Origin of the sequence: Psychrobacter sp. PSP (assembly GCF_024085615.1) — a bacterium.
GTDB lineage: Bacteria > Pseudomonadota > Gammaproteobacteria > Pseudomonadales > Moraxellaceae > Psychrobacter > Psychrobacter pacificensis.
Genome location: NZ_JABLTF010000015.1, coordinates 308,686 through 335,008, shown reverse-complemented (window position 1 = coordinate 335,008; position 26,323 = coordinate 308,686). Strand labels below are relative to the sequence as shown.

Below are 26,323 nucleotides of genomic sequence, written 5' to 3'. Positions count from 1 at the left end.
TGGCTATCGCACCCTGCCAGACAACCAAATAATAAGGCTAGACCGTTTGCCGTCTTTTAAGCCAGCGAGGAACGCGCGTGGTCGTGCCATTGACCACTGCATTTAACAACGCCGCCAGCAAAATCAGTGTCACGCCCAGATATTGAATCCAAGACAAAGCTTGATGTAGCAGTATCATTGCCAGCGCAATCGCCGTCAACGGCTCAAAAATCGTAAAAACAGACGCACGAGAGGCGGGCAGCTTCTCTAATGCTTTCATATAAAGGCCAAAGGGCACGACAGTACCCAAGAGCGATAGTCCTAATACATAACCCCAAGTCGATAACGGCAAGGTAACTAGCTGCGCGTACGTCTGATACGTTTCAGGCAGTAGTAGCAGCCCGCACGCGCTGATGACCACAGAGGTAAAAAACACCAAAGGAGCTGGATGCGCGTCATGCATCGCGCGCTTACCGAGTACGCCGTATAGTGAGTAGCACATCCCTGCTGCCAATCCGAGCAAAACACCCCAATTGACCTCCGCTTGCTCACCCAGCATCGTCAACCCAACCCCAAAAACCGCCATGAATGCCAGCGCGATAGATTTTCGCGTAATGGACTCACTGAGCAAAAACTTTGAGAATAACAAGCTAAACACAGGCGCGGTATAAAGCAAAGCCACCGCAGGGCCCGCGCCAACATAACTGACAGCAAAAAAATAGCAGACGGACATCCCCAGCACACCAATCAAGGACTGAAGTGCTAGCCCAAACCACTGCTTGGGTCGTAGTTTGATCAGCTGTGGCCATAGGGTCGGTAGCATGGCTAAGATAATCACTGCTGCCGTCACAATGCGTAATATCGTGACTTGCCAACCACTAAAGCCCATTTGATTGAGGTAGGTTGAGAATATCCCAAGCGTCCCCCAGCAGGTTGCCGCGGTGATGATTTGGACAATGCCCATCCATGACTGATGCGAGTGTATCGCCGCTGTACTGTCGATATTTGCCATAATGGTTTCTTCTTACGATCTAAATGACATTGGGCTATAGTCAATCAATATTAAAAGTGGTACAAGGCGGACGAGTGCAAGTGCTACAGTAGTAGGCTAAACGAGTCTAACGCTGTAACATTTTAATAGTGGTTCGACTATATTGCTAAAGCGCCTGTGATGTAAAGGCACCAAGCCATACTGCAATAAGAAAAGACAACCGGTTCAAGGGCTGTCTTTTGTTTGTTATTTCAGTCTATCATTAAAAGATTATAAACTGCTACTAGGGCGTGGTGTAAATTTAATCGACTGTCATTTAAAATGGAAGACGTGGCGGGATAGTAGCATTTACACCTGCAGCAAAAAGTTACTTAGCAATCGCTTGGCGCCTTCAGTAGCAAATGACTCAGGATGAAACTGTACGCCTTGGATTGGATACTCTTTGTGCGCCAGTCCCATAATCTCATCACCAGTCAATGCTGACTCAGCAAAGCTCAATTCAGCACAGCTATCATTGGCGACTACTGAGGTAATCGTCAGACAGCTTGGGATGGTGTCGGCTTTTACCACCAGAGAGTGATAGCGCATGATCTCAAGCTCTTGTGGTAAGCCTTGATAAATACCTGAGTTATCATGGCGAATTGATGAGACTTTGCCATGCATCGGCACACTGGCGCGTACCACATCACCGCCAAATACATGAGCAATGCCTTGCATACCCAAGCAGACACCTAGTAGCGGCACAGTTTTGCCCAGTGTCTCAATGACCTCGCTACAGATACCAAAGTAAGCGGGATCATCAGGGGAGCCAGGGCCAGGTGAAATGATAATTCTATCAAGATTCATCGCTTGCACATCTGCTAGGGTGATTTCGTTATTGCGTTTAACGATGACGCTGGCCTCTTTATCACTGTCTAAGGTTTGCAAAATCTCACCCACATATTGGTAGAGATTGAAGGTAAACGAGTCGTAGTTATCGATAATTAAAACATTCATGGTGTATAAACTCTTTTGTAAAAATATAACTGGGTAAAATAGTGTCAGCTGGCGATGATGCTTAGTATGAATTATGCTGTCATAAAGCTGTCGAGCACCACTTTCATTGCTGATAGTTTGCGCTGAATCTCCAAATACTCATCCGCTGGGTTTGAGTCATAGACGTTGCCGCCGCACGTCTGCGCGTAGGCTGACTCGCCGCTAATAAACAGGCTACGAATTGGAATGGCAAAGATGCAATCACCATTGAAGTTAAATGAACCCAGCGCGCCGCCATACGCGCCGCGACCATCTGGTTCAAGCTCGTTAATCACCTTAATAGCCTCTACCTTAGGAGCGCCTGATAACGTACCAGCGGGGAAGTTGCTGGCAAGGGCACTGAACATATCTTCGTCAGGGTGCAGGATGCCGACGATCTCAGAGGAAATATGCTGTACGTGCGAGAAGCGCTTGATGTCCATCAAACTACGCACTTTTACCGTGCCAAATCGCGCCACGCGGCCAATATCATTACGATGCAAGTCGACTAACATATTGTGCTCGGCAATTTCTTTATCATCGTTGAGTAGGGCGCGAGCAAGTTTGCGATCTTCTGCTACATCGACGCCACGCTTGGCAGTACCTGCGAGTGGGTAAGTTTCCATCTCGCCTTGACGCAAGCGAAACAGTAGCTCAGGGGAAGCGCCAATGATGCACTGCTGAGCAAATTTCATAAAATACATGTGCGGTGAAGGATTCACCGCGCGTAGTTTTTCATAAATCGGCATCTTGTCGCCAGTAATGCGATATTTGGACTTAAAGCCAACCTCACACTGAAAGATACGACCAGAGATGATGTCTTCTTTGACCTGCATCACTACCTTGGCATGCTCCTCTTGACTCATACCATCGCCCAAAAATTCAACGGTGGGCGCTTCGTAGCTGGGAACTGGCTCATCAAGTAGGGCTTTGATTTGCTCAATACGATTATTCTGTTGAGCGGTTGGATAATAAAAGTAGAAAATCTCACCCGTCATTTTATCGAGCGTCAATCCATCTAAATAGACACCGAATTTGAACGGCTCAAAGTCGTCACTGGCTTTGGCCGTCAGGCTTGGCTCAAAAAAATTGACGCAGTCATAACCCAAGTAGCCAACGAGACCACCACTTTGATCGCGCGCGATGACGTGTTGCGGCGTGATGGCGCGGAGCAATTGATAAGGATTTTCAGTTTGATAACGAGTCGTTTCAGCCGTTTTATTGTCCGTGATAGCGAGCGTATTACGGTCAATAGCAGCGATGGTGGTCACAGGATCAAAGCCGATGGCATGGTGGCGTGAGATGTGGCTTTCTTCACCCAATGATTCGAGCAAATAACAGGTGTCAAAAGCGCTCTCAATACGTTTGAATAATGCAAAAAAATCGATATCTTGCGTGAGCTTGATACGTTGTGGTTTGCTCGGGATATCGATAGGTGCAGGTTGGGTATGTATGGGCGTACTAGCAGTCATAATAAAGTCCAAAATGGTTCAAATATGTGTCAATCAACAATTAATAAAGTAATGAGGAAAAGGGTAAACGGTATTGGGATCGGTGGTTTAAGACCGTTCTCTATGAGTCGCAAGTAATGCACTCACATCATGGCTGTGCATGGCTCTAGCACCGCGAGAGACAGTAGCAATACCAACGCCTAGTTGCTCAGAGATGTCACGCTGCGTGATACCTCGATCAAGCAAGTCAAAGATACGAATGCGGTTAGCAATATCATGCTGCTCTTTATCTGTCAGCAGGGCACTGAGTAGCTTTTCAATCTCTGTGCTATCAGTACAGTTTGCCAGATGACTCAGTAAGCTGTGATAAGGGTCGGTACTCATAATTTATCGTCTTATAATCAGTCGTCTTAATCAAAAATAGCCAGGATAACCATGATATTTTTGGCTTGTATCAGCATTCTAGTACAGTAGTACAAGAAATACAAGTGATGAGCTAAGTTAATAGCAGGCTGCTATAGACGTGATGATAGAAGTGATGATTTTTAAGCTTTGTTTATATAGATTCAACTCGTGGCCAGCATCATATTCGATAGCATATTTATAGTTAGTACCAAGCGTTGCTGCGTTGTATTGCTACGTCCACCTGGCGTACTAAGTACTAGAATTGAGAATGTATGATATTAATTATTGCCAAATTGTTAATACTTAGTTATTATGCCTCTCATTATTTAAACGCTAATCATTATCATTAGTATTAATAGTGTTATTTGCACGACATGATTGAGTGTTTTTAAGGTAATGAATCTTCTGATAGGCGTTATTTTCAGGACTATTCGATGATAGGTTTTAAAAATAATTCTAATTTTTGACAGTAAATAAAGTGAGTAGATGTGTTATGCGCGAAGTAAAGTTATCTAGCAGATTGACTGTGCTATCTATGGGTGTAGCAGCGGCATTGTGTGCACAAGCTGCCAGTGCTGCAACGGCAGCAGATATGCCAAATACGACGTTGCAAACGATTACCGTGACAGCAAATAGCTCTGTCCGCGATAGTGTACAAGAAGACTCTGTCTATATAGATGACTATACGCCAGCAGCTCAAGCAAGCCATCTGAGCGATTTTCTGGACGTCGTACCGGGGGTAAGCGTAGGCGGTACCTCATCAGTCAACCAACGTATTCGTGTACGTGGTCTTGATGATACCAATCTAAAAGTAACGATTGATGGCGCACGTCAAGAAGGCGCGTTGTTCTACCATATGGGTGATGTCACGATTGATCCAGATCTGCTAAAACAAGCAGAGGTGTCGGTAGGCAATAACTCAGTGACGCTCGGTAATGATGCCATTGGCGGTGCGGTTGCTTTTGAGACAGTCGACGCGGCAGATTTACTTAAGCCTGGTCAAAAAGTAGGTGCTAAGCTGCATGCAGGCTACGGCAGCAACAATGATGAACTGCTAACCTCAGCTACTGTGTATGGTGCGCCAACAGAAAATGTTGATTTACTGGCTTATTATGGCAAACGTGATGCTAATGCTGGTGAAGATGGTAAAGGCCGTAAAATCCAAACGGAAGATAGCGAAGGCGAAAACATCTTATTAAAAGCGGGTGCGTATGTCGGTAGTGATCATCATGTGGGCGCTAGCTTTAGCCGTACTGAAAACAAAGGCAAGTTCCCATTACGTCCAGATTTTCCTGCTGGTGGTTGGAACCCAATCATCCCGCAGGAAGTCAAACGCGATACCTATGCGCTTGACTACGCATACAGTCCTGCCAACCAGTTGGTCAATGTAGACGCCAATGTATATCAGACCAGCACGCAGATTTTGCGTAACTCTGATGGCGTACCTGGGTTTGAGTTTGATGCGGAAGTCAAAACCACAGGCGGCAAAATACAGAACACCAGTATCGTTGATAGCACTATTATCAATGGTTTGCCAGGGACTCATAAGTTCATCGCTGGGGTTGAGCATTACAAAAAAGAATCTGAGATGACACGTGATTTTGGCAAAGCGAGCACTGATGAGGCAACCAATACCTCAGTCTATCTGGAAGACCAATGGCAGATGGGCAAGCTTAGTTTAACGCCAGGCGTCCGCTATGACCGTTATGAATCTCCAGAGTACGTATCGGCTGGCAAGACTTACGACAATGTCGTTGGCGCATTGGCCGCCAGTTATGAGATTGCACCGCGTACCCAGCTATTTGCGAGCTATACGCAGTTATTTAATGGCCCAGATCTTAGCCAAACGATCTTTAATTCCGACGGTGTTGATACCTATGTAAACAATGTCCTAAAAGCAGAAGAAGGTGACAATGCAGAAGTCGGTATTGCGACAACGCTGCGTGGTTTGACCATGGCTGATGACTCTTTAAAACTGAGCGCTAAGTACTTTGAAACCAATATCGAAAACTATATTGAGTTCGTACGTGCAGGTGGCAGTAGAACTGGTATGAATTGTACCACTGGGCAACTAGGTACAAGTGCTGCCCCTGAAGCCTGCCAAGGTGTCATCAACAATGACGAAGATTTTAAGATCAAAGGCGTAGAGTTATCAGCTGATTATCGCGCAGATAATTTCAACATGGGTCTAAGCTATGCTCGTGCACGTAGCAAAGGCGAAGATACGGGTTACAATATCTCTTCTGTCAGCGGCAGTGGCTCAGAGTCTGGTGGCAAGTACATGGTCAATCTTGGTTACGCTCCAACCAGTACCACCGAGCTTGGCTGGCGCAGTACTTATGTCGCCGATGTGACACCAAATACCGCTGGTGATGACAACGAAAAACCAGGCTATGACGTGCATGATATCTTTATGACTTATGCACCAACTCAAATCGAAGGTCTAAAGGCCACGCTAGGTGTTTACAATATCTTTGATGAGACTTATGCAAGTCATGCATCTCGCAACTCTATCGATGATGCTTATACTGATTTTGAGATGGGACGTAATATCAAAACGTCTTTAACGTATCAGTTCTAATATATAGTCAATCAATATTAAAAGTGGTACAAGGCAGACGATTGCAAGTACTACAGTAGTAGGCTAAACGAGTCTAACGCTGTAACACTTTAATAGTGGTTCGACTATAGCTTATCTGGTTTGAGTCTAATCGTACTTATAGAGTCAGCTGTCTGTACATGGGAGCTGGCTTTTTATTGCCTATTGGCTTTTGGATTGGCTATAGCAGCAATGACGCTAATGGATAAATACCTACCCAAACAACATATAATAAAGAACCAAGACCAATGATTACATTCAATCCTCGTCAAGCCTGCTTGTGGATTCATCGCTATACGGGTCTTGTGATGGCAGGCTTTTTAATCATTGCCAGTCTCACGGGTGCGCTGCTCGCTTTTCATCATGAGTTAGATGACTTGTTTAACCATAAACTGGCGCGTGTCGAGGCACAAAACACGCCGATACAGTCTGTCGCTGCGCTGCATGATAGTGTGATCCGTACCTATCCGCAGTATGGTTTTTCAAGTTTGCCGACGACCATTGAGGCGGGCAAGTCAGCGGTGTTTTCGGTAGATAGATGGCGCGGCAATGCCAGTTCAGACGCACCTGAGCCAACCTTCCATGAGGTGTATGTTGACCCTTATACCGGCGCGATTATCGGTACGCGTGATAAGGAGGCATGGGCATGGCATAACACCATGTGGAAGGTGTTTTGGCTGCATCGTGATTTATTGCTGGGTAATATTGGTAAATGGCTTTTGGGCATCGTCTCGCTAGTTTGGACGATTAATTGCTTTATTGGCTTTTACTTAACGTTTCCTCGAGCAGTCAAATCGAGTCAGTCAAAACAAGTCTCTAGCAAAAAACGCGCCTCACTGTTTAAGCGCTGGCTACCTGCATGGAAAATTCGCCGTAAAACCAATACCTTTAAGCTTAACTATGATGTGCATCATGCGTTTGGTCTGTGGCTATGGGTGATGCTGTTTGTCATCGCTTGGTCAAGCGTTGGGTTTAATCTAAAACCCGTTTATCAGCCTGTGATGCAGGCAGTGGTCGGACTGACGCCAAGAGAAAGAGGGCGACCGCCAACCAAGCCTGAACCGAATAAAACAGTAGAAAATCAGGGTAGGGCAGATAAGTCTATAAACTCAAATACGACTGTTAACGATAGCCGCAATACAGCGGATGCCATTGCTCAAGCAGTCAATAAGAGCAACAGCATTGCCTATCTGAGTGTCCAAGCCGATATTGCGGCGCGGCAGAATGGCACGGCTGTACAGCAGTTATTGGGTATCCGCTGGGTTGCAGAGGACGAGCAATGGCAAATGCGTTTCAAAACAGATAGAGATATTGGTACACACAGCGGCGCGTCATCTATTACGTTTGATGCTGCCACAGGAGAGGTTGCGCGTGTTAGTTTTGGTTATCAAAGCGGTTTTGGTAATAAAGTAGACCAATGGCTGTCAACGCTGCATATGGGACATGTCGGTCAAGGTTGGAGCCATCGACTGTATCAAGCATTTTTGGCAATGATTGGACTGGCAGTTGCGGTGCTATCAGGGACAGGTGTGTATCTATGGTGGAAAGGCCGACAGCAGCGTTTAAAGGTGTTGCAAAAGCTCAAATAGATATTAAAACATGAAATTGATGTGCTCAATATAGTGCTAGTACCAATGTACTAGCATTATATTGAGCTTTTTTACATAAGAAGAAGTGGGGTTTTACACCGTATCAACAATCACAGGACGACCCTGATGATTGAGCACAGTCACATCGACATTGTATAAATCTTTCATTGTCTCTTGAGTAATAACATCAGCAGGGCGACCAACAGCCATCACTTCTCCTGCTTTCATTGTAACGACCGTATCGGCAAATTGTGCTGCTTGATTGATATCATGTAGGACGATCACCACGGTTTTTTGCTGGCTGTGGCTAAGCGTACGTAGCTCACGCATGAGTCGACCAGCATGATACATATCTAGGTTATTGAGTGGCTCATCAAGCAATAGATAGGGCGTATCTTGGCAGACAATCATCGCAATCAGCACGCGCTGACGCTGTCCACCTGATAGCGTTGACAAGAAACGCTCGGCAAGTGGCTCAAGCTCAAAGCGTTCGAGGATTTCCTGTACTTTTTGCTGATCTTCTGCGGTTGGTTGTCCTTGATGATAAGGGTAACGACCAAACATCAGCAGCTCATGCACGCGCAGTCGTCCTTGTACATGGTTGTCTTGTCCGAGCATCGCGACCGTCTTGGCAAGTGTGCGCGCCTGACAACTGACAATATCACGTTCTTCATTATCTACAGCGAAGCTCACTTGCCCAGATTGCAGTGGTTGCAAGCGAGCCATGACAGAAAACAACGTCGATTTTCCAGCGCCGTTAGGCCCAATCAAAGCAATGACCTGTGCCGTTGGTAGAGAAAGCGTAATGTCATGCAAGATTTTTTGTTTGCCAATATGGTGAGAGATATTATTCAGTTTAATCATAATCGTCTTATTTAAAAAGTCTTAGGGCTTTCTTTATCAACAGCATCAGCCAAATAAACAATGTCGGCTAAGTCGTTATAACGAACGGCGCTGGGACATAAATATCAATGCCAAGAACACGAGGCCACCTGCGAGCTCTATCACAACGGACAATACGCCTGCCATATCTAGCACTTGCTCAAAGAGTGTCTGACCCAACACCAAGCAAATCATAGCGACCAAACTGACCAATATCAGCCGCTCAGTATGATACATGTGTCGAGCGATACGATTGGTCAATGCACAAACCAATAGACCAAAGAAAGTCACTGGACCGACCAGTGCCGTGGCTGTGGCGACTAGCACTGCGATAACAGTTAATAGGCCAAATGCCAGACGTTGATAATGGATACCAAGGTTAATGGCTTGGGCTTGTCCGAGCATCAGCACATCGCATTGGTAGCGCCAGCGCCAGACAAACACCGCAGTGATGATACAGATAAATAGGCTAATGCCTAATAGCTGAGGATTGACCGTATTGAACTGCGCGTAGCTAGCGGACTGTACGACCACAAAATCATCAGGGTTAATCAGCCGTGCAATGAGTGCTGATAAACTGCGGAACAACACACCAAAGATAACGCCCACCAATATCAAGCGTGTCAGATCCTGACTGCTTTTAGAAAATAATAGCTTAAATAATAATAAAGATGCCCCAAACATCAGGACAATCTCTAGCGTGAACTTGGCAATAGGATCGAGACTGGTAAAACTAATCGCCCCTAAAAAGAAAACCAGTAAGCTTTGTAGCAAAACATAGAGCGAATCAAACCCGAGTAGGGAGGGCGTTAGAATTGGATTGTGAGTCAACGTTTGAAACAATAACGTCGACACGCCAATCGCATAGCCAACCACCATCAGTGCCAGCAGTTTTTTGCCGCGTAGCGGTAGCGCAAAGTCCCAATAGCCATTGACATTGAGTGTCATAAACAAGGTCATCGAGATCAGTAGAATAATAGCTGCAATGGATTTCGGATGCGCAGCTATCCATGCCCAAAGCTTTGCCAACTGACCTTGGGCAGCAGCTGAATACTGACCATCTGCTGCAGATGAGTTATCTATCGCTGTGTTGGTTTCCGTAGAACGAGCCTTTGTGGCACTAAGCTTAGTTGATGAGAACATAAATAAATCCTATGATGCCAAGCTTATCTAAATAAGGCAAAAAATGAACGACGGTAAGTGAGTGGTTAATCGATTAAAGATTGCTGTTTTATTATTCAGCTTTACTGCTTAGTCTTATTGCTCAGCTGGCGCGCGCAGTAATAGCCATAAAAACAGCACTGTACCGACCACGCCAAATATGGTGGCAACAGGCACTTCAAATGGATAGCGAATCGAGCGACCGATAATATCGCACAGCAATACTGCCGAAGCACCAAGTAGCGCGACTGCAGGCAAGCTACGACGCAACTTATCTCCCATCAGTCGGCTCACAATGTTTGGCACGACGAGGCCAATAAAAGGAATCATACCGACCGTCACGACGACAACGGCACTCATCATGGCCACCATCCCCACACCAATCCACGTCACTTGGCGTTTACTAATACCTAAGTTCAAGGCGATATTGTCACCCAAACCAACGATGGTTAGCTTATCGGCGATGATATAGGCGAGTACACACAGCGCGCCCGTGAGCCACAAAAGCTCATAACGACCTGCCAAGACGCCTGAGAAATCCCCAAACTGCCACACGCTGAGCATCTGTAGCGATTCGGTTTGATAGGCGATAAAGGTAGTGACTGCTTCGATAATGCCGCCGAAGACAATACCAATCAGTGGAACCATCAAAAAATCAGTCGGCGGAATACGGTGAATCAATAGCATAAATAGCATCATGCCGAATACAGCGGCGATGGTCGCTACGCTCATCTTCACAATGAGCGCACTGGCAGGAAATAGCAGACTGACTACCAGCAAACCGAGCGCGGCGCTTTGGGTAGCACCGACCATGGACGGCTCTACAAAGCGGTTTTTTAGCACCACTTGGATGATCATTCCCGCCACTGCCATCGCAATGCCCGTCAAAATAATCGCAACGGTGCGCGGGATACGGCTGACCAGTAGTAGCGAGCTATCAGAGTTTGCACTATGACTAATGATACTTTGTAAGATACCCGACCACGAAAAGTCAGCCACACCAATAGATAAGCTCAATAACACCAAAAGCCCCATGATAATGAGGCTTGCGGTGTTGATTAACCACGGTGGCATGGCAGCACGTCGATATTTCGAGCCTAAAGTATGGCTAGCGCTTCCTTGCCAATTTGATACTGGCAGAGAAGCGTTAGGTTTGAGCCTAGCACGAGCACGGTGTGAAAATAACGACATAATCTTTATTGGCTTAAAAATGAGCAAGGTTAACGGTAATAATTACCTACTTGTGCAATAATCGCTTGTATAGAGAACGACGTTATTTAGCGTTAGCAAAAGCATCTTTAATCGTTGTGAGATCCTGCATCCATTGGTAATAGCCACCAAACGCTAGGTAAGAGTCTGGGCTTAGATAAACCACTTGCTGCTTGCTCCAAGCGTTGGTTTGCGCGACCAGCGGATTGTCCAATACGGCTTTGGCACCGATACCATCTTCACCAATCGCGGCGCTGCGATCGATAACAAACAACCAGTCTGGGTTGGCTTTTTGGATATATTCAAAAGAGACCGGCTGTCCATGAGGGGCATCGGCAATCTGCTTATCTGCCATTGGCACATCTAGCACCGTATGGATAAACCCGTAACGAGATTTATCGCCATATGCTGACATTTTATTGCCATTAACCATAACGACCAGACCAGTGCCTTTATCTTTAGTGACACCCTTTGTCTCGTCAATAAGCGTATCTATGTTTTGTTGCAATCTAGCGGCCTGATCGCTTTTGCCAAACAACGCACCCAAATCATGCAAACGCTGCTTACTCGACTCATAAATATTAGCCGTGTCGATAGACATATCCAACGTCGGCGCGATGTTTGACAGCTCATTATATTTTTCTGCCATGCGTGAGCCCACCAATATTGCTTGTGGTTGCATGGCATTCAATGCCTCAAGATCTGGCTCAAACACAGTGCCGACCGCTTTTGGTTCAGGCTGCGTTTTTGAGTGTAAATTGTCTAACAGCAAACTGCCTGGCATACCGTCAACAGCCACATCTAGTGCTGCCAAGTCTTGCATCAAGGTCATGTCATAAACCACCAATGGTGAGGGACTCATTGCCAATTCAACATCACCCTTAACCGTATTCACCGTGATTTTTTCAGCAGATACGGCATCGTTATTGGCCACGTTTGACGACTCATTGGCCGTTTGATTGGTAGCTGTCGCATCAGCTGATTCAGTCTCAGGCGAGCTACAACCTGTCACACTGATAGCAGCGATTAAAGCTGTCATCATCAATAATGGACGTTTAAAAATAGGAATAGTACGACGGTGTGATAATGGGGTAGTAGACATAAGGGACTCGGTATATCAGGATGTTTAAGCAGTCTGTTAATAAGATAACTGCACAGGTAGCACAATAAAAATAGAAAATGATGAGAGCAGCTGAGCAGAGTAATGCTCATATCAAAGGGGTGCCGATAGAGCGCCTGTCAGTTTTACTCTCTAGCCTTATTCTTTTGGGTTGAGCGTTTTATGGTTTGGATATTTTTATGCGCATCAGTTTTTGATCATGATACGAAAAAACCAAACAGCCGTTATGATAAAGTAGTTGAGACTCATTATCAATAATAATGATAATGATTTTTATTGGCGATAAGTACTTATCTAAAAGACTTATTAAAAAAGCGAGCTAAATACGGGCGAGATGGCAGTAATGCTCAATAGTTATAGGGTATCTGTCAGAGATAAGAGGCAATGAGTTCACAAAGCAAAAAAAAATATTATAAATTATTATTGATAATAATTATCGTTTGCATTATTATCAACGCCATTCCACCTCGGATAATAAACATTAGGCTGTTATGAGTTCAACGGATTTAGAGACACCACCAACCAGATTGATACTGCTATCTCTTCTCGTAGTGGTAGGGTTGCATGTACTCACCGCAGTCGCCTTGGCGGTGATCAAAACGCCCAAACCACAGCTTGCGCCAAAAAAAGATATCACGCCTGTCGAAATAGAGTTTGTGACGTTACCTGCTAATAATGCAGTAGCGAAAGTAGAAACGAAAGAACCTGTGCAGCAGGTCAAAAAGGTCACCGTCAAAAAAGAAGTGCAACCTAAGCCTGTACAAAAGCCAAAAGCAGAGCCACCGCCTAAGAAGCGTGTCGAGACACCTATAGAACCAGCGAAGCCTGTGGTGAAAAAAGTATCTGAAACACCGCCAATCATCGCAACCGAAAAAACATCTACTGAGAGTAGTCAAAAGCCTGTACCAAAAGAAGCAGCACCCAAAAAGATCAGCTCAGAACCGATAGTCGATACATCGGCTGCTGCTCGAGCCAAAAAAGCCGCTCAAGAAGCACAAGACAGAGCAGCGCAAGAAGCCAAAAGAGTCGCGGATGCTAAGGCTGCGGCACAAGCAAAAGCTGCTAGAGAAGCAGAAGCCGCCGCCCAAGCACAAGCCGCTAGAGAAGCAGCTGAGGCAGCTGCAGAAGCTGCTGCTCGAGCACAGAGTAATGAGCCTGTAAGCTTTACTGCGAGCGCTGCCAATTGGGCCTCTGCGCCAAACTTTAGCTTTCCTGATCGTGCAGCACGTAGAGCGCGTTCAGGTGATACGCTCAACGTGGTATTGGTATTGCGTGTCAATAAACAAGGTGGTATCGATAGCGTGCGAGTGGCGCAGTCTTCAGGCAATACTTTGCTGGATAAAGAAGCCCAGCGTCAAGTACGCTTTGGCAAGTTCAAACCCTTTACCAAGAATGGCGCACCAGTGGTGGGCAATGTGACCTTGCCGATCAGCTATGTAGTTCCTTAAGTATTTATATTATATAACAACGTATTTATTGATAATTTTTCATAATAAGACAAGGCATGATACTCATTTTAGTAGCATGTGATGGCATAAAACATTAAGGAGTCTGATATGGACTTTATGCAATACTGGCAGATCAGCGACATGGTGACAAAGACGTTATTCTTTTTGTTACTTGCGTTATCTATTCTCTCTTGGGTGACAGGTATCGTCCGCGTATTGCAAAGTCGCAAACTGGCGACCAGTGTGGCAGATGACTTGAGTCAACAACTACAAGCAAAGCAGGCCGATTTGGTCGGCTCCGATGCTGCCGCTCGTCGTTTGGTCACTGAACAGACGTTACTCAAGCACATAGGGCGCTACCGTTTTGCGAGCGAGCGCGGCTTACCTATTCTTGGCACGACAGCCGCCATCGCGCCATTTATCGGCTTATTTGGCACGGTGTGGGGCATTTTCCACGCGCTGCATAATATTGGTATGAGTGGACAGGCAGGATTGGGACAAGTGGCAGGCCCCGTTGGTGAGGCACTAATTATGACGGGTCTTGGTATCGCTGTGGCTATTCCAGCTGTGGTGTTTTACAACCTAGCAGTACGTATCAATCGCCGTGTGATGTATCAAGCCAATGATAGAGCACATGATCTGTTGTCCGGGTCTGCTGAGCCTGTGCCATCGTCTACTAGCCCGAATGCGGGCGCAACATCGGTGCAGGCGGTTAAAGGCAATCGCTCAAATACTATCGATGCAGCAGTAGACACGCAGCAAGCGCGCCACTACAGCAGCTCTGTGGCAGAATAAAAAAGCACCTCTTGGCGGCATGACAATAAACACAAATATTGAGAATAATTATGGCATTTCAACTGGGTGATAATGACGTTCAAGGTATGAATGAGATGAACCTCATTCCGCTTATCGATATCATGCTGGTATTGATGATTATCTTTTTATTGACAGCGACCGTGCTGAATCCGACGGTTCCTTTAGATTTGCCAAAGACCAGTGCTGAGGTCAATCAAACGCCGCCAGAAGCCATTCAAATCAGTATTGATAAAGACGCGGGAATATTTTGGGACAGCGATCCCATCAGCATGGAAGCGCTAGAGGCGCGTCTGCAAGAGCAAGGCGCAACCGGCAAAGATCCTTCAGTACAACTGCGCGCCGATAAAGAAGGTAAGTATGATACGGTTGCTCAGGTCTTGGCGGCTGCCAGTCAAGCAGGACTTACCAAGATTGCCTTTGTCAATGAATAATAGCAGCGATAAACGGTAGTAAGTAGTAATAAGCAGCGAAATGCAACGTCCGTTACAGCAAAAAATTGGCGATATAAATCAACAAGCCAATGAATAGCACGAGCGCCATAACAATAATAAGAACGATCAAAATAATAAGCTTCTCTCCGACCTCAGTGACGACTTAAACCTCAAATTAAGTCATCACTGAGGTTTTCTTTTTACCAGCCATAGCCAAATGGACGGTAGCCAAAGCCCAGATGTCCGTAACCAAACGGATAAGGCGAGCGCAAGTAATCCAGATCGCGCTGACGGATATAGTAGTAGCGTCCTTGAGAGTAAGCTTCTTCTAATTTCTCAATACCTTCTAATGGACAGACTGGCTGCCAGTCATAGCCTTCGCGACCGAGCTTATAAGCATTCAGTTCGGTACAGTAGTTTTTGAGACCTTGCTGTCGTCCTTGCTCCCACTGTATGCGATTGGGACTTGCGCCGCCAACACTGGCGCAGCTGTTGGTATAATGCCCGAAGTAAGCCCCTGAACGACCTTGTAGACCATCGGCATAACCGACTTCTTGCCAGTTACTGCTTTGACATTGCTGCGGGGTCAGGCTTTGGGTGGTGGCACAGCCTGACACTGTTAGCACGATTGCGCCAAGTAATGATAAGCTTATGACAGTGTTGCTCAGGAGTTTACCTGTCAGCTTGCTAGCGATATAAGCGCTTGACGAGTTTGACTTAATAAGATAATTCATAATAAACCTGCGCGCGTTTAAAATTATGGTTTATCATAGCACTTTTTTACGCCGACCACTTTTTGTATCTGGTTTTTGTATGTGGCTATGCTACTGATGATTAGGCACGCTAAATGTCTGATTTAACAGTATAACTGACAAATAAAGAGTGAGCCATATAGCCAGTTTTTGAATAGTAGTTGAGTGGCAGTGCTTGATTTTTGCGGGTTCGAGCTCATTATAAGTCTTGCTATATCGTTATCTGTCATGTGAGTAGCAGCCAGTTCACGTTAACGATTTATAGGATAGTTATTTATAAAGCCGTTATTTTTACTGTTAGCGTAGACAGCGGTTATCAGCCGTGGCAGTTATATTGATATTGTTTAGCATCATTTTTATTTAGTTAAAAGGCCAGAGCATCATGGGAACATTGATTGGCGTTATCATTGTACTATTCGTCTTAGGGAGTATGATGGCGCTCAAACCGAATGGTATCGATCAGCGTTTAGACAAGCTGCGTATGACCGCACGCCGTTTGCAGCTTAATCCAAAGCTCGTTGCTTGCCCTGATTGGATCAAAGGTCGTGATAATGAATATGGCCGCGGTATGCTTGGACAGTATTGTCTGATATTAGAAGAGACCAAACTGCCGCACACACGCTATCAAGTGATCGATGGACAATGGCGACCAGATAGTAGTTTTGTTGATACCAGCGATGATGCAAAAACACTCCATATTCCAAGTGCCATTCGCTCTACGCAAAGCAGCAATAATGTGACGGTGAAAAAAACCGATTTTAGCTTGGACAAAGCGCCATTAGAGCTACCAGTGAGCATTGAGCCGTTTGTTAAAGGGCTGATGACCAAGGCAAATAGCATTATCATCTATTGGGAAGACATTGCTTACGTGCGCCCAAACTCTAATCCCACGTATCATCAGCAACGGATTGAGGCAGATCTGTTAGTGCTCAAAGCCAATCTTGAGAAATGGGCGATACAAATGCAAAAAGACGTGAAAGGCTAGTAAAGCGCTTTTTTGTCTCCATTAACAGCCTATATACAAGCAGTTTTTTATATTCAATTTATTTAAAGTTGACAGTTTAACGCTTAGCAGTGTAACGTCTTTATAACTATATCTTTATTTTATGGTTATAATTTGTTTTATAACCTTTTTTATCAGCAGCTACTATTACTATAAATAGCTGGGTCATGGCTAACCCCTGATCATCAGCACCCATAAATTACTCCGCTGCTGACTGTAATGTTACTTTCAATCTACTTATACTTTTAATCACTTATATTATGGTGTCGTCAAATATGGCAAAAACCACAACCAAAAAAACCGCAGCATCAGCTGCTGACAGCCCAAAGGGCAAGTCTTTGGTGATTGTAGAATCACCAGCCAAAGCAAAAACCATTAATAAATATCTTGGCGATGATTTTATCGTACGCTCGAGCATCGGTCATGTCCGTGATTTACCAGTTAGTGCAAATAAAAGCGCAAAAAAAGCAACCACGACCAAAAAAGATGACAACCTGACAAAAGAAGAAAAAGCACAGCAAGCACTGGTACGCCGTATGGGCGTAGATCCAGAACACGACTGGGCGGCGGTCTATGAAGTATTGCCAAACAAAACCAAGGTCATCAAAGAGCTCAAAGCACTGGCCAAAGACGCTGACAAAATCTATCTGGCAACGGATATGGATAGAGAAGGGGAGGCGATCGCTTGGCATCTAAAAGAAGTTATCGGCGGCCCTGATAGCAAGTATCAACGTGTGGTCTTTAATGAGATTACCAAATCAGCCATCCAAAATGCCTTTAAACAACCCTCAAAGCTTGATATCGATCGCGTCAATGCTCAGCAAGCGCGCAGATTCTTGGACCGTGTCGTTGGCTTTATGATATCGCCACTATTATGGCAAAAGATTGCTCGCGGACTATCAGCAGGCCGTGTGCAGTCAGTCGCTATGCGCTTGGTCGTTGAGCGTGAGCATGAAATTCGCGCGTTCATTCCAGAAGAATACTGGCAAATCCATGCAGATACACATGTCGCTCATGATAAAACCAAAAAAGCCTCAGATGCGGAGCAAATCGGTATCCGTTTAGAGGCGACCAAACAAGGCGGTAAAACGCTAAAGCTTGGCAATAAAGAGCAAACCGATAAAGTGCTTGAGATACTCAAGGCAAGCGATTTTATCGTTAAAGAGCGTGAAGAGAAGCCAACCCAGTCACGTCCAAGTGCGCCTTTTATCACCTCGACTTTGCAGCAAGCCGCCAGTACACGTTTGGGATTTTCTGTTAAAAAGACCATGATTTTGGCGCAGCGTCTATATGAGGCGGGTCACATCACTTATATGCGTACCGACTCGACGTTCTTGTCTGGTGATGCGCTCGCGGCTGTCCGTGGTCATATCGAAGACAGCTATGGCGCAAAATACGTACCAGAAAAGCCAAATTTTTATGGCAATAAGCAAGGCGCACAAGAGGCGCATGAAGCGATTCGTCCTTCTAATGTCAACTTAAAGTCAACGCAAATGAAAGGCGTTGAGCGTGATGCCATACGTCTATACGAGCTAATCTGGCGGCAGTTTGTGGCGTGTCAGATGTTGCCTGCCAAATATCTATCAGTCAATCTTTTGGTAGAGGCGGGTAATGTCGAGCTAAAAGCGCGCGGCCGTACGATGACTTTTGATGGCTATACTCGTGTTATGCCGCCGGCCAAAACTGATGATACGCTGCTCCCTGATGTCAAAAAAGGCGATAAGCTCACCCTAGATAAGCTCGATCCGAGCCAACACTTTACCAAGCCGCCACCGCGCTATACTGAGGCAAGCCTTGTCAAAGAGCTTGAGAAAAAAGGTATTGGTCGTCCCTCGACTTATGCCTCAATTATCTCCACCATTCAAGACCGCGGCTATGTCAAGCTCGAAAACAAGCGCTTGTTTGCCGAAAAAATGGGCGATATCGTCACCGATAGATTGACCGCAAGCTTCCCAGATTTGATGGATTATACCTTTACTGCTGCGCTTGAAGACAAGCTCGATCATGTCGCCGAGGGTGAGCAAGATTGGAAAGACGTGCTCGATAATTTCTATGGTGAGTTCAAAACCACCCTTGAGCATGCCAAAGGCAAAGATGGCATGCGTCCGAATGATCCAACCGACGTGCCAGATGTCCATTGTGATATCTGTGATCGTCCGATGCAGCTGCGTACAGGGTCAACAGGCGTATTTTTGGGTTGTACTGGCTATAACTTGCCGCCGAAAGAGCGCTGTAAAGGCACCAAAAATCTAATGCCAGTCGAAGCGTTTGCCAACTTAGATGATGCAGAAGGTGATGACGAAGCGGCAGAAGTCAAAGATTTGATGGAGAAAAAACGCTGTCCGAAATGCGGCACCGCCATGAATGGTTATATCGTCGATGGTGGTCTCAAGCTACACATCTGCGGTAATAACCCTGATTGTGACGGTTATATTCTAGAAGAAGGTAAGTTTGAAGTACCAGGCTCAGATGCGCCAACCATCGACTGTGACAAGTGTGATGGTCAGATGGAGCTAAAGACAGGTCGCTTTGGCCCATACTTTGCTTGTCAGAACTGCGACAACACCCGCAAGGTGCTAAAAACAGGCGAAGCAGCACCGCCGCGTATGGATCCTATTCATCTACCAGAGCTAAAATCGACCAAGCATGATGATTACTTCATCTTGCGTGAAGGGGCGGCTGGCATGTTCCTTGCGGCCTCTAAATTTCCAAAGGTGCGCGAGACTCGTGCGCCCAAGCTCGCTGAGCTACGTGAAATAAAAGACAAGATGGAAGACAAGTTCCAATATCTGTTTGCAGGGCCAGATGAAGATCCTGAGGGTAACCCAACTATATTACGTTGGTCACGTAAGAAAAAAGAGCAGTACATCGGCTCTGAGAAAAACGGCAAGGCCACCCGTTGGGGTGTGTACTGGCGTAAAGGCGAGTGGGTAGAAGAGTAACCACTTTTCTACCGGTCATAAAAAAACCTCTTAACCGTATACAATAGTTAAGAGGTTTTTTATGGCTAATATATATAGTATTAGTTCATCTCGATAATACCGCAAGCAACACGGTCACCTGATGCGCCTGATGGTTGGCTGGTGTAATCGTCAGCGCCAGAATGTACGATAAAGGCGCGGCGATTCACGCTATACTTACCTGCTTTATCGGCCGTGATTTTTTTGTTCACATAGTTGATAGTAGCGACGCCATCTTCATTGGCTGTCAGGTTAGGTAGGTCACCTGCATGACCATTCATATCATCGGGATTAGAATGTGGTTTGTTGTCAGGATTGAAGTGACCGCCTGCCGCTTTACCCATATCAGCACAGCTACCTGTCTCATGAATATGTAGTGCAACCGTTTGGCCCGGCTGTAGATTCATGAGCTTACCGTAGACTTGTACACCGCCATCGACAGGACGCAGGAACATCTGTCCGACTTCGTTCTTATCACCGCTCACTGCTTTGATGGTAGATTTTAGTGCTGGCTGATTGACAGGATTGCCTGTTTGCATTTGACCTTCGACCGTTTGGCAACCAGTCATGGCTAACGCTGATCCGCATAGTAGGGCACTTGCAAGCATTGTCTTATTCATTATTATCTCCAGTTATTTTATTCATTATTTAGAACGTAGTTAAAGTTACAAATATCTGTATTTATTGTTCTGTTAGAGCGCGTATCGATATTCGTTAACATCATCGTCAGTATAGCCAAGCAAACCCTATAGTTATTCATTAAATGCGCAACAATCGGTTAATAAATGTAAGTAACGTATGGGTTTGAAAGTGTATTAAGGGATTTTCTTTGGCTCATTTTTCCAAATTAATGTCTCGCCAGAATCTAGCGTTTGGGTGAGTAAATAGCTTTGCTCTGACTGCGCTATAGTTGCCTTATTATCCGCGTGCGTTAAGATCAGTCGACTCGTGCTATAGGCCATCATATGTCGAAGCCGTGACTCAATGTCATCAATAGTGTCACCGCAGCTCATCATTGTGGAAGGAAAACCGCCAGTGAGTAAATTTTGATTGATAGAGAGGGTGTAAGGCCCACTAACGCCGTTGCAGCCAACAGAGATACCAAAGCTTTGACCATATATACCTGACTCAAAACCATTTTTTTCGTCACTTTCATCGTCACCATAGTTATCCAAACCGTAGGAAAGGGTGATGGGCTTTTCTGTCTGCGTAAATTCGCTCATGACGGCGCCTGTTTGGTCCGTCACTTGTAATAGTTGCCAACGATAGCCCTCTAATAATTCATTGGTGAGTAGTATGCCAGCTACGGGGCGTTCAGGTTTAGGCGTGCCCGTAAAGATTAGGGTTTTGCCCTTATCCGTTCTTAAAGCCAGCTGTTTTTCTAAGGTTTTGGTAGCACGTACTGACTGAGGCAGCGCGGGAACAAATGTAAAATTCGTTCCTGCATAAGGCTTAAAAGTTGCGTTTAATAGATATGCTGTATCGCTAGGGATGATTGTATTACCGCGCCAATCTTGGGTAGTTGCTTGATATATCGCAGTGCAGTCAGCAGCCGTGACTGGTGATTTAGTTGTATCTTGTATTGATGCTTGTGTATAAGGATAAGGTAGAGGCAGCCACATATCAAAGGACACGATGTATCGATAACAGCCGTCATCAAAAGTTAACAGGTCTGGGCGAACGTCCATCGTTAGGGGCGGCTGAAGGTTGAGGCGTGTGAGTTTGCCTTTATCATTACTAACCTGTGTTAATTGCCAGTTATAGCCTGTGATGGTTTGAAACAGTCTGGGTTTGAGGGTAGCCGCTGACCAGTTTTTATCGTCAATGACGGTACTGGTTTGCGCTGAATGATTGAAGCTGTTTGTTTGGCAACCTAGTAGGGCGAGAGGTAATAAGGCGCTTATTATCGCTAAAGGCATCCGTAAATTATTTGACATTATAATTTCCAATAAATAGACATTTGTCTAAAATATATCACAAGGTTCTAGAGAGATTGTTGTTTATTATTGCCAAAAAAAAGCCGCCCATCATAGTGATGAGCGGCTCTTATTTTTTAAGCATTGACTAACGAATACTCAATTAGTTGTGTAGCGCTTTGCCTGCCGTTTTATCAACCGTCACTTTTGCAGGCTTGAGCGGTTTTGGCATATCTACCAAAGCAACCTTTAAAATCTCTTCAATCGTCGCAACTGGCTGAATAGTCAAGCCTTCTTTGACATTGTCGGGGATATCAGCTAGGTCGCGCTCGTTACTCTCTGGAATCAGGACATGCTTGATGCCGCCGCGATGCGCTGCCAGTAGCTTCTCTTTGAGACCACCGATACGTAGGATTTTGCCGCGCAAGGTAATCTCACCTGTCATGGCGATATCTGGACGAATGGCAATACCTGTCAAGGCAGAGACCAGTGCAGTCGTCAATGCACCACCAGCAGAAGGACCGTCTTTTGGCGTGGCGCCTTCTGGCATGTGCACATGGATATCTGTGGTTTTGACTGTCTCATAGTCAATGCCAAGACTGTCACCGCGAGCACGCACCACACTCATCGCCGCACGAATCGACTCTTTCATCACATCGCCAAGTGAGCCGGTGAAGCTAAGCTCACCTTTACCTTTCATAGCGACCGCTTCAATAGTAAGCAGCTCGCCGCCCACTTGTGTCCACGCAAGACCAGTGACACGACCAATCTCAGGCTCTTCTTCCGCCAGACCGTAGTCATACTGGTGCACACCTAGATAATCATCGATGTTCTTGTCATCGACGGTCACTAGCTGACGTTCCGCTTTTTTCGGAGCGCGCGCGCCATGAGTTTCAACCGAATCGCGAACGACTTTGCGGCAGATTTTATTGACTTCACGCTCAAGGTTACGTACACCTGCTTCACGGGTATAGCTTCGTACGATACTGTGTAGGGCCGCTTCAACAATCTCAATCTCGCCTTCTTTGAGACCGTTATTCTTGATCGCTTTTGGTACGAGGTATTTCTGTGCGATGTTGACCTTTTCTTCTTCGGTATAACCCGGCAGACGAATGACTTCCATACGGTCAAGTAGCGCAGGTGGAATATCCATGCTGTTAGCCGTACAGATAAACATCACTTGCGACAAATCTAAGTCCATATCTAAATAATGGTCGTTAAAGGTGTCGTTCTGTGATGGGTCTAATACTTCAAGCAATGCTGATGCTGGATCGCCGCGGAAGTCTTGCGCCATCTTATCGATTTCATCCAATAAGAATAGTGGGTTTTTCACTTCGACTTTTGCCAGTGACTGCACGATTTTACCCGGCATCGCACCGATATAAGTACGGCGATGACCGCGGATTTCCGCTTCATCACGTACGCCGCCTAGTGCCATACGGACAAATTTACGACCCGTTGCGCGCGCAATCGACTCACCCAACGAGGTTTTACCAACACCTGGAGGACCGACGAGACATAGAATCGGGCCACGCAGTTTTTTCACGCGTGATTGTACGGCGAGATATTCTAAGATGCGATCTTTGACATCTTGTAAGCCATAGTGATCTTCGTCTAAGACCGTTTTTGCCTTGTCTAGATTGATTGAGACTTTGGTCGTCGCATTCCACGGCGTATCCAAAATCCACTCAATGTAGTTGCGTACCACTGACGATTCGCTTGATGCAGGTGGCATCATTTTAAGCTTTTTAAACTCTTGCTCCGCTTTTTTGCGCACATCGTCTGGCAAGTCAGCATCTTCTAGACGCTGCTCTAGCTCAGCGACATCATCTTCGCCATCAAACGCGCCATCATTGAGATCTGATAGCTCGTTTTTGATCGCTTTCATCTTCTCATTTAAGAAGTACTCGCGCTGATTGTCTTCCATCTGCTGACGGACCGCATCTTGAATATCTTGCTCGATATTTTGCTCAGCACTTTGCTTGACCAGATATTCCGTCAAGGTGTTGATATGCGTTTTGATATTATTTTCTTCTAAGAACGACTGTTTAACATCCAAATCCATTGACACGCGGGTTGAGATGAAATAAACCAGTTCAAGCAAATCATCGATGCGTTTGGCCACGCGAGTTAGCTCACGGGCATTACGCAGACGCGCATCCGCATAGCCTTCAAACAGGGTGGTCAACGCCTGAATAGTGTTTTTCTTCTGGCTCTCATCCATGCTGACATCAAGATCAGCACGCTCAAATCTCGCCATCAATAAGTCGTCATGACTTTCGATATTGTCGACACGGGCGCGATATTGACCTTCGATGAGTACTTTGATGCAGTTCTCATCGCTATCGTGCGGCATGGTGCTGACGATGCGGCACACCGTACCGTATTGATACAAGTTGTCTTGATCAATGTCTTCGGTCAATGAGTCTTTTTGGGCGACGACCAGTACTTTGTTGCCATACTCAGCTTGTGCCAGCTCAACGGCTTTCACCGATGGCGCACGTCCCACAAACAAGGCAATCTGCATGTGCGGGTAGACAACCACATCTCGCAATGCCAAGAGTGGCAAGTAGCTTTCATCTTGGTTGTCGTTTACATCTTTATTATTAGAGTCAGTGTTATCAAGACCAGTGTCTGTCTCATTGGTTGACGCCGCTTTTTGTGCTGCATTCGACAAGGCCTCTGCCTCATTGTTGTTTGTAGCAGTAGATGAAGCGTCGACATCAATGTCGATATTGTCTTGGGTAATTTTATGTTCACTCATATATTTTTCCTCTTTCCCCGGACTTGTAAAGTCAAGTTCGTGGTTCATGTCTAGATAAATGGTGTCCACAGATAAAATTGCAAGTCTCATTGGCAAAGATGCACAGTTATCTTTGTTAAATAGTGCGACAAACACCGACGTTTCAATGCGGTTATTGGATTAAAAAGTTGGATTAAAAATGCTGTGTCTGCATTAAATAAGTAAAATCTCACCATTAGATAGCGAGAGCGTGTGTGAGATGCGGGTGTCTAATTCGGTTCTATGCATGGGCTTTATATCCAAAATAAGGTAAACTGGCGCCCGTCTAAAAACGCGTCTGAGAAACGAGCCGACATTAAGACGTTTTAGACAGCACAGCGATATTCATCAGTGTTACTATTCATCGGTCTCAATGAGACCAAGTTATAAAGAGCAAGGGGCAATACATGGCCATCAATGCGGTACTGCTGGCAGTTATTATTATGCTAGGACTGTCACTTTCGCGCGTGCACGTGGTGCTCAGTTTATTAATCGGGGCGCTAGCAGGTGGATTGTTAGCAGGTCTGGGTATTACCGATACGCTCAATGCTTTTCAAGAAGGTATCCGTAATGGCGCACAGATTGCGCTATCGTATGCCTTGCTAGGGGCGTTTGCCGTGGCGATCGCGCACTCGGGATTGCCGCAGTCATTGGCAGGGGCGGTGATTAGACGCATTGATGCTGCGGGCACGAGTGGCATGATTAAATATATGCTGTTTGCAGGCCTCATTACCATGAGCTGCTTTAGCCAAAACCTAATCCCTATTCATATTGCCTTTATTCCACTGCTGGTACCGCCGCTGCTTTTGGCGTTCAACCGTATGCAGATAGATCGCCGCCTGATTGCCTGTCTGATTACCTTTGGCCTTGTCACCACTTATATGTTTATACCGTATGGGTTCGGTGATATTTACCTCAATCAAATTATGCTAAAAAACGTCGGTGAAGCGGGCATTGATGTTGCCAATATTTCTGTGGTGAAAGCCATGGCAATTCCTGCGCTTGGCATGCTCATTGGTCTGCTGGTCGCGGTATTTATCAGTTACCGTAAGCCGCGCGAGTATCAGCAGATTGCGATAGATCAGCAAGCGCATGATGCCGTCGTAGAAGGCGATGCATTAAGTAAAACAGCCGCTGGCGCTCAGTCGCAAAGCAAGCTAAAGACGCTGGTTGCATTGGCTGCTATCGTGACGGCTTTCGTCGTGCAGCTATACACTGATTCGCTACTACTTGGCTCGATATTTGGCTTTGGCGTGTTTATGGCGACAGGCGTGGTGAAATGGCGTGATGCTGATGGTGTCTTTAATGATGGTATCAAATTGATGGCGATGATTGGCTTTATTATGATTACCGCGCAAGGTTTTGCTGAAGTCATGAAAGCGACAGAGCAGATTCAGCCACTCGTTGATGGGGCGGCGTCACTGTTCGGTGGTAATAAAGCGATGGCAGCATTTATCATGCTCTTGATCGGTTTGATTGTGACTATGGGTATCGGCTCGTCCTTCTCGACCATTCCTATTTTGGCCGCGATCTATGTGCCGCTATGTATCTCTTTAGAGTTTTCGCCATTAGCAACGGTTGCAATTATCGGTACAGCTGGCGCGCTGGGTGATGCCGGTTCTCCTGCGTCAGATTCGACATTGGGTCCCACATCGGGTCTTAACATCGATGGACAGCACGACCATATCAAAGACAGTGTGGTGCCAACCTTTATTCACTACAATATTCCGCTACTGGCATTTGGCTGGATTGCGGCGATGGTGCTTTAGTAAATGATTTGAATGATTGGGTTTGATATAAAAGGTGGGTATAGCA

General features: G+C 45.8%; 20 protein-coding genes. 8 read left to right on the top strand and 12 right to left on the bottom strand.

Going from position 1 to position 26,323, the window contains the following annotated elements:
- Positions 1-37 precede the first annotated feature (37 nt).
- The 4 genes from HL061_RS05460 to HL061_RS05445 all read right to left on the bottom strand — a co-directional run bounded on the left by HL061_RS05460 (position 38) and on the right by HL061_RS05445 (position 3,819).
- Positions 38-991 carry an EamA family transporter gene (locus HL061_RS05460; protein WP_186473863.1) on the bottom strand — a complete coding sequence of 318 codons (954 nt, stop codon included), beginning with the start codon at positions 989-991 and terminating at the stop codon, positions 38-40.
- Positions 992-1,318: 327 nt separating this feature from the next.
- Entirely contained in the window at positions 1,319-1,966 is a 648-nt protein-coding gene (locus tag HL061_RS05455; protein WP_102090496.1) for an aminodeoxychorismate/anthranilate synthase component II, read from the bottom strand.
- Positions 1,967-2,037: 71 nt separating this feature from the next.
- On the bottom strand, positions 2,038-3,456 hold the full coding sequence (locus HL061_RS05450; RefSeq protein ID WP_252962605.1) for an anthranilate synthase component I family protein: 1,419 nt from the start codon (positions 3,454-3,456) through the stop codon (positions 2,038-2,040).
- An 87-nt stretch (positions 3,457-3,543) separates the two neighbouring features.
- A complete protein-coding gene (locus tag HL061_RS05445) occupies positions 3,544-3,819 on the bottom strand; it encodes a Trp family transcriptional regulator (RefSeq protein ID WP_093070521.1) in 276 nt (91 codons plus the stop codon).
- A 514-nt stretch (positions 3,820-4,333) separates the two neighbouring features.
- Between HL061_RS05445 and HL061_RS05440 the strand changes: the two genes are divergently transcribed.
- Both HL061_RS05440 and HL061_RS05435 read left to right on the top strand, forming a co-directional pair.
- Positions 4,334-6,421, top strand: a complete 2,088-nt coding sequence (locus tag HL061_RS05440; protein ID WP_252962604.1) for a TonB-dependent receptor — start codon at positions 4,334-4,336, stop codon at positions 6,419-6,421.
- Positions 6,422-6,687: 266 nt separating this feature from the next.
- Positions 6,688-8,028 (top strand): PepSY-associated TM helix domain-containing protein, encoded by a 1,341-nt coding sequence (locus HL061_RS05435; protein ID WP_252962603.1) that lies wholly within the window; start codon positions 6,688-6,690, stop codon positions 8,026-8,028.
- Positions 8,029-8,121: 93 nt separating this feature from the next.
- Here HL061_RS05435 and HL061_RS05430 read toward each other — a convergent pair whose 3' ends face one another.
- The 4 genes from HL061_RS05430 to HL061_RS05415 form a co-directional block, all read right to left on the bottom strand.
- Positions 8,122-8,892 (bottom strand): ATP-binding cassette domain-containing protein, encoded by a 771-nt coding sequence (locus HL061_RS05430; protein ID WP_186473877.1) that lies wholly within the window; start codon positions 8,890-8,892, stop codon positions 8,122-8,124.
- A 75-nt stretch (positions 8,893-8,967) separates the two neighbouring features.
- Positions 8,968-10,053: an iron chelate uptake ABC transporter family permease subunit gene (locus HL061_RS05425; protein WP_093070511.1), complete on the bottom strand. Its 1,086-nt coding sequence runs from the start codon at positions 10,051-10,053 to the stop codon at positions 8,968-8,970.
- 114 nt (positions 10,054-10,167) lie between these two features.
- Complete coding sequence (locus HL061_RS05420; RefSeq protein WP_083328863.1) at positions 10,168-11,262, bottom strand: iron chelate uptake ABC transporter family permease subunit; 1,095 nt, start codon at positions 11,260-11,262, stop codon at positions 10,168-10,170.
- 82 nt (positions 11,263-11,344) lie between these two features.
- Positions 11,345-12,382: an ABC transporter substrate-binding protein gene (locus tag HL061_RS05415; RefSeq protein WP_252962602.1), complete on the bottom strand. Its 1,038-nt coding sequence runs from the start codon at positions 12,380-12,382 to the stop codon at positions 11,345-11,347.
- Positions 12,383-12,891: 509 nt separating this feature from the next.
- On the opposite strand from HL061_RS05415, the gene HL061_RS05410 reads away from it, so the two are divergent.
- The 3 genes from HL061_RS05410 to HL061_RS05400 all read left to right on the top strand — a co-directional run bounded on the left by HL061_RS05410 (position 12,892) and on the right by HL061_RS05400 (position 15,095).
- Complete coding sequence (locus HL061_RS05410) at positions 12,892-13,848, top strand: energy transducer TonB (protein WP_252962601.1); 957 nt, start codon at positions 12,892-12,894, stop codon at positions 13,846-13,848.
- A 108-nt stretch (positions 13,849-13,956) separates the two neighbouring features.
- Complete coding sequence (locus tag HL061_RS05405) at positions 13,957-14,643, top strand: MotA/TolQ/ExbB proton channel family protein (RefSeq protein WP_071002156.1); 687 nt, start codon at positions 13,957-13,959, stop codon at positions 14,641-14,643.
- A gap of 50 nt (positions 14,644-14,693) precedes the next feature.
- Positions 14,694-15,095 carry a biopolymer transporter ExbD gene (locus HL061_RS05400; protein WP_240366009.1) on the top strand — a complete coding sequence of 134 codons (402 nt, stop codon included), beginning with the start codon at positions 14,694-14,696 and terminating at the stop codon, positions 15,093-15,095.
- Between the two features lie 200 nt (positions 15,096-15,295).
- Here the strand turns inward: HL061_RS05400 and HL061_RS05395 are convergent, their stop codons facing one another.
- Positions 15,296-15,829 (bottom strand): DUF2799 domain-containing protein, encoded by a 534-nt coding sequence (locus tag HL061_RS05395; protein ID WP_071002154.1) that lies wholly within the window; start codon positions 15,827-15,829, stop codon positions 15,296-15,298.
- A gap of 400 nt (positions 15,830-16,229) precedes the next feature.
- On the opposite strand from HL061_RS05395, the gene HL061_RS05390 reads away from it, so the two are divergent.
- Both HL061_RS05390 and topA read left to right on the top strand, forming a co-directional pair.
- Positions 16,230-16,832, top strand: coding sequence for a hypothetical protein (locus HL061_RS05390; protein WP_075106813.1), 603 nt, complete (start codon positions 16,230-16,232; stop codon positions 16,830-16,832).
- Positions 16,833-17,125: 293 nt separating this feature from the next.
- A complete protein-coding gene (gene topA / locus HL061_RS05385) occupies positions 17,126-19,792 on the top strand; it encodes a type I DNA topoisomerase (RefSeq protein WP_252962600.1) in 2,667 nt (888 codons plus the stop codon).
- 80 nt (positions 19,793-19,872) lie between these two features.
- Here the strand turns inward: topA and HL061_RS05380 are convergent, their stop codons facing one another.
- The 3 genes from HL061_RS05380 to lon form a co-directional block, all read right to left on the bottom strand.
- On the bottom strand, positions 19,873-20,430 hold the full coding sequence (locus HL061_RS05380; RefSeq protein ID WP_212564267.1) for a superoxide dismutase family protein: 558 nt from the start codon (positions 20,428-20,430) through the stop codon (positions 19,873-19,875).
- A gap of 195 nt (positions 20,431-20,625) precedes the next feature.
- The gene (locus HL061_RS05375) at positions 20,626-21,747 is read right to left on the bottom strand and encodes an META domain-containing protein (RefSeq protein WP_252962599.1); all 1,122 of its coding nucleotides are present in this window, start codon (positions 21,745-21,747) and stop codon (positions 20,626-20,628) included.
- A gap of 142 nt (positions 21,748-21,889) precedes the next feature.
- Entirely contained in the window at positions 21,890-24,490 is a 2,601-nt protein-coding gene (gene lon, locus HL061_RS05370; protein ID WP_252962598.1) for an endopeptidase La, read from the bottom strand.
- 425 nt (positions 24,491-24,915) lie between these two features.
- Between lon and HL061_RS05365 the strand changes: the two genes are divergently transcribed.
- Positions 24,916-26,277, top strand: coding sequence for a Na+/H+ antiporter NhaC family protein (locus tag HL061_RS05365; RefSeq protein WP_252962597.1), 1,362 nt, complete (start codon positions 24,916-24,918; stop codon positions 26,275-26,277).
- Positions 26,278-26,323: the final 46 nt, after the last annotated feature.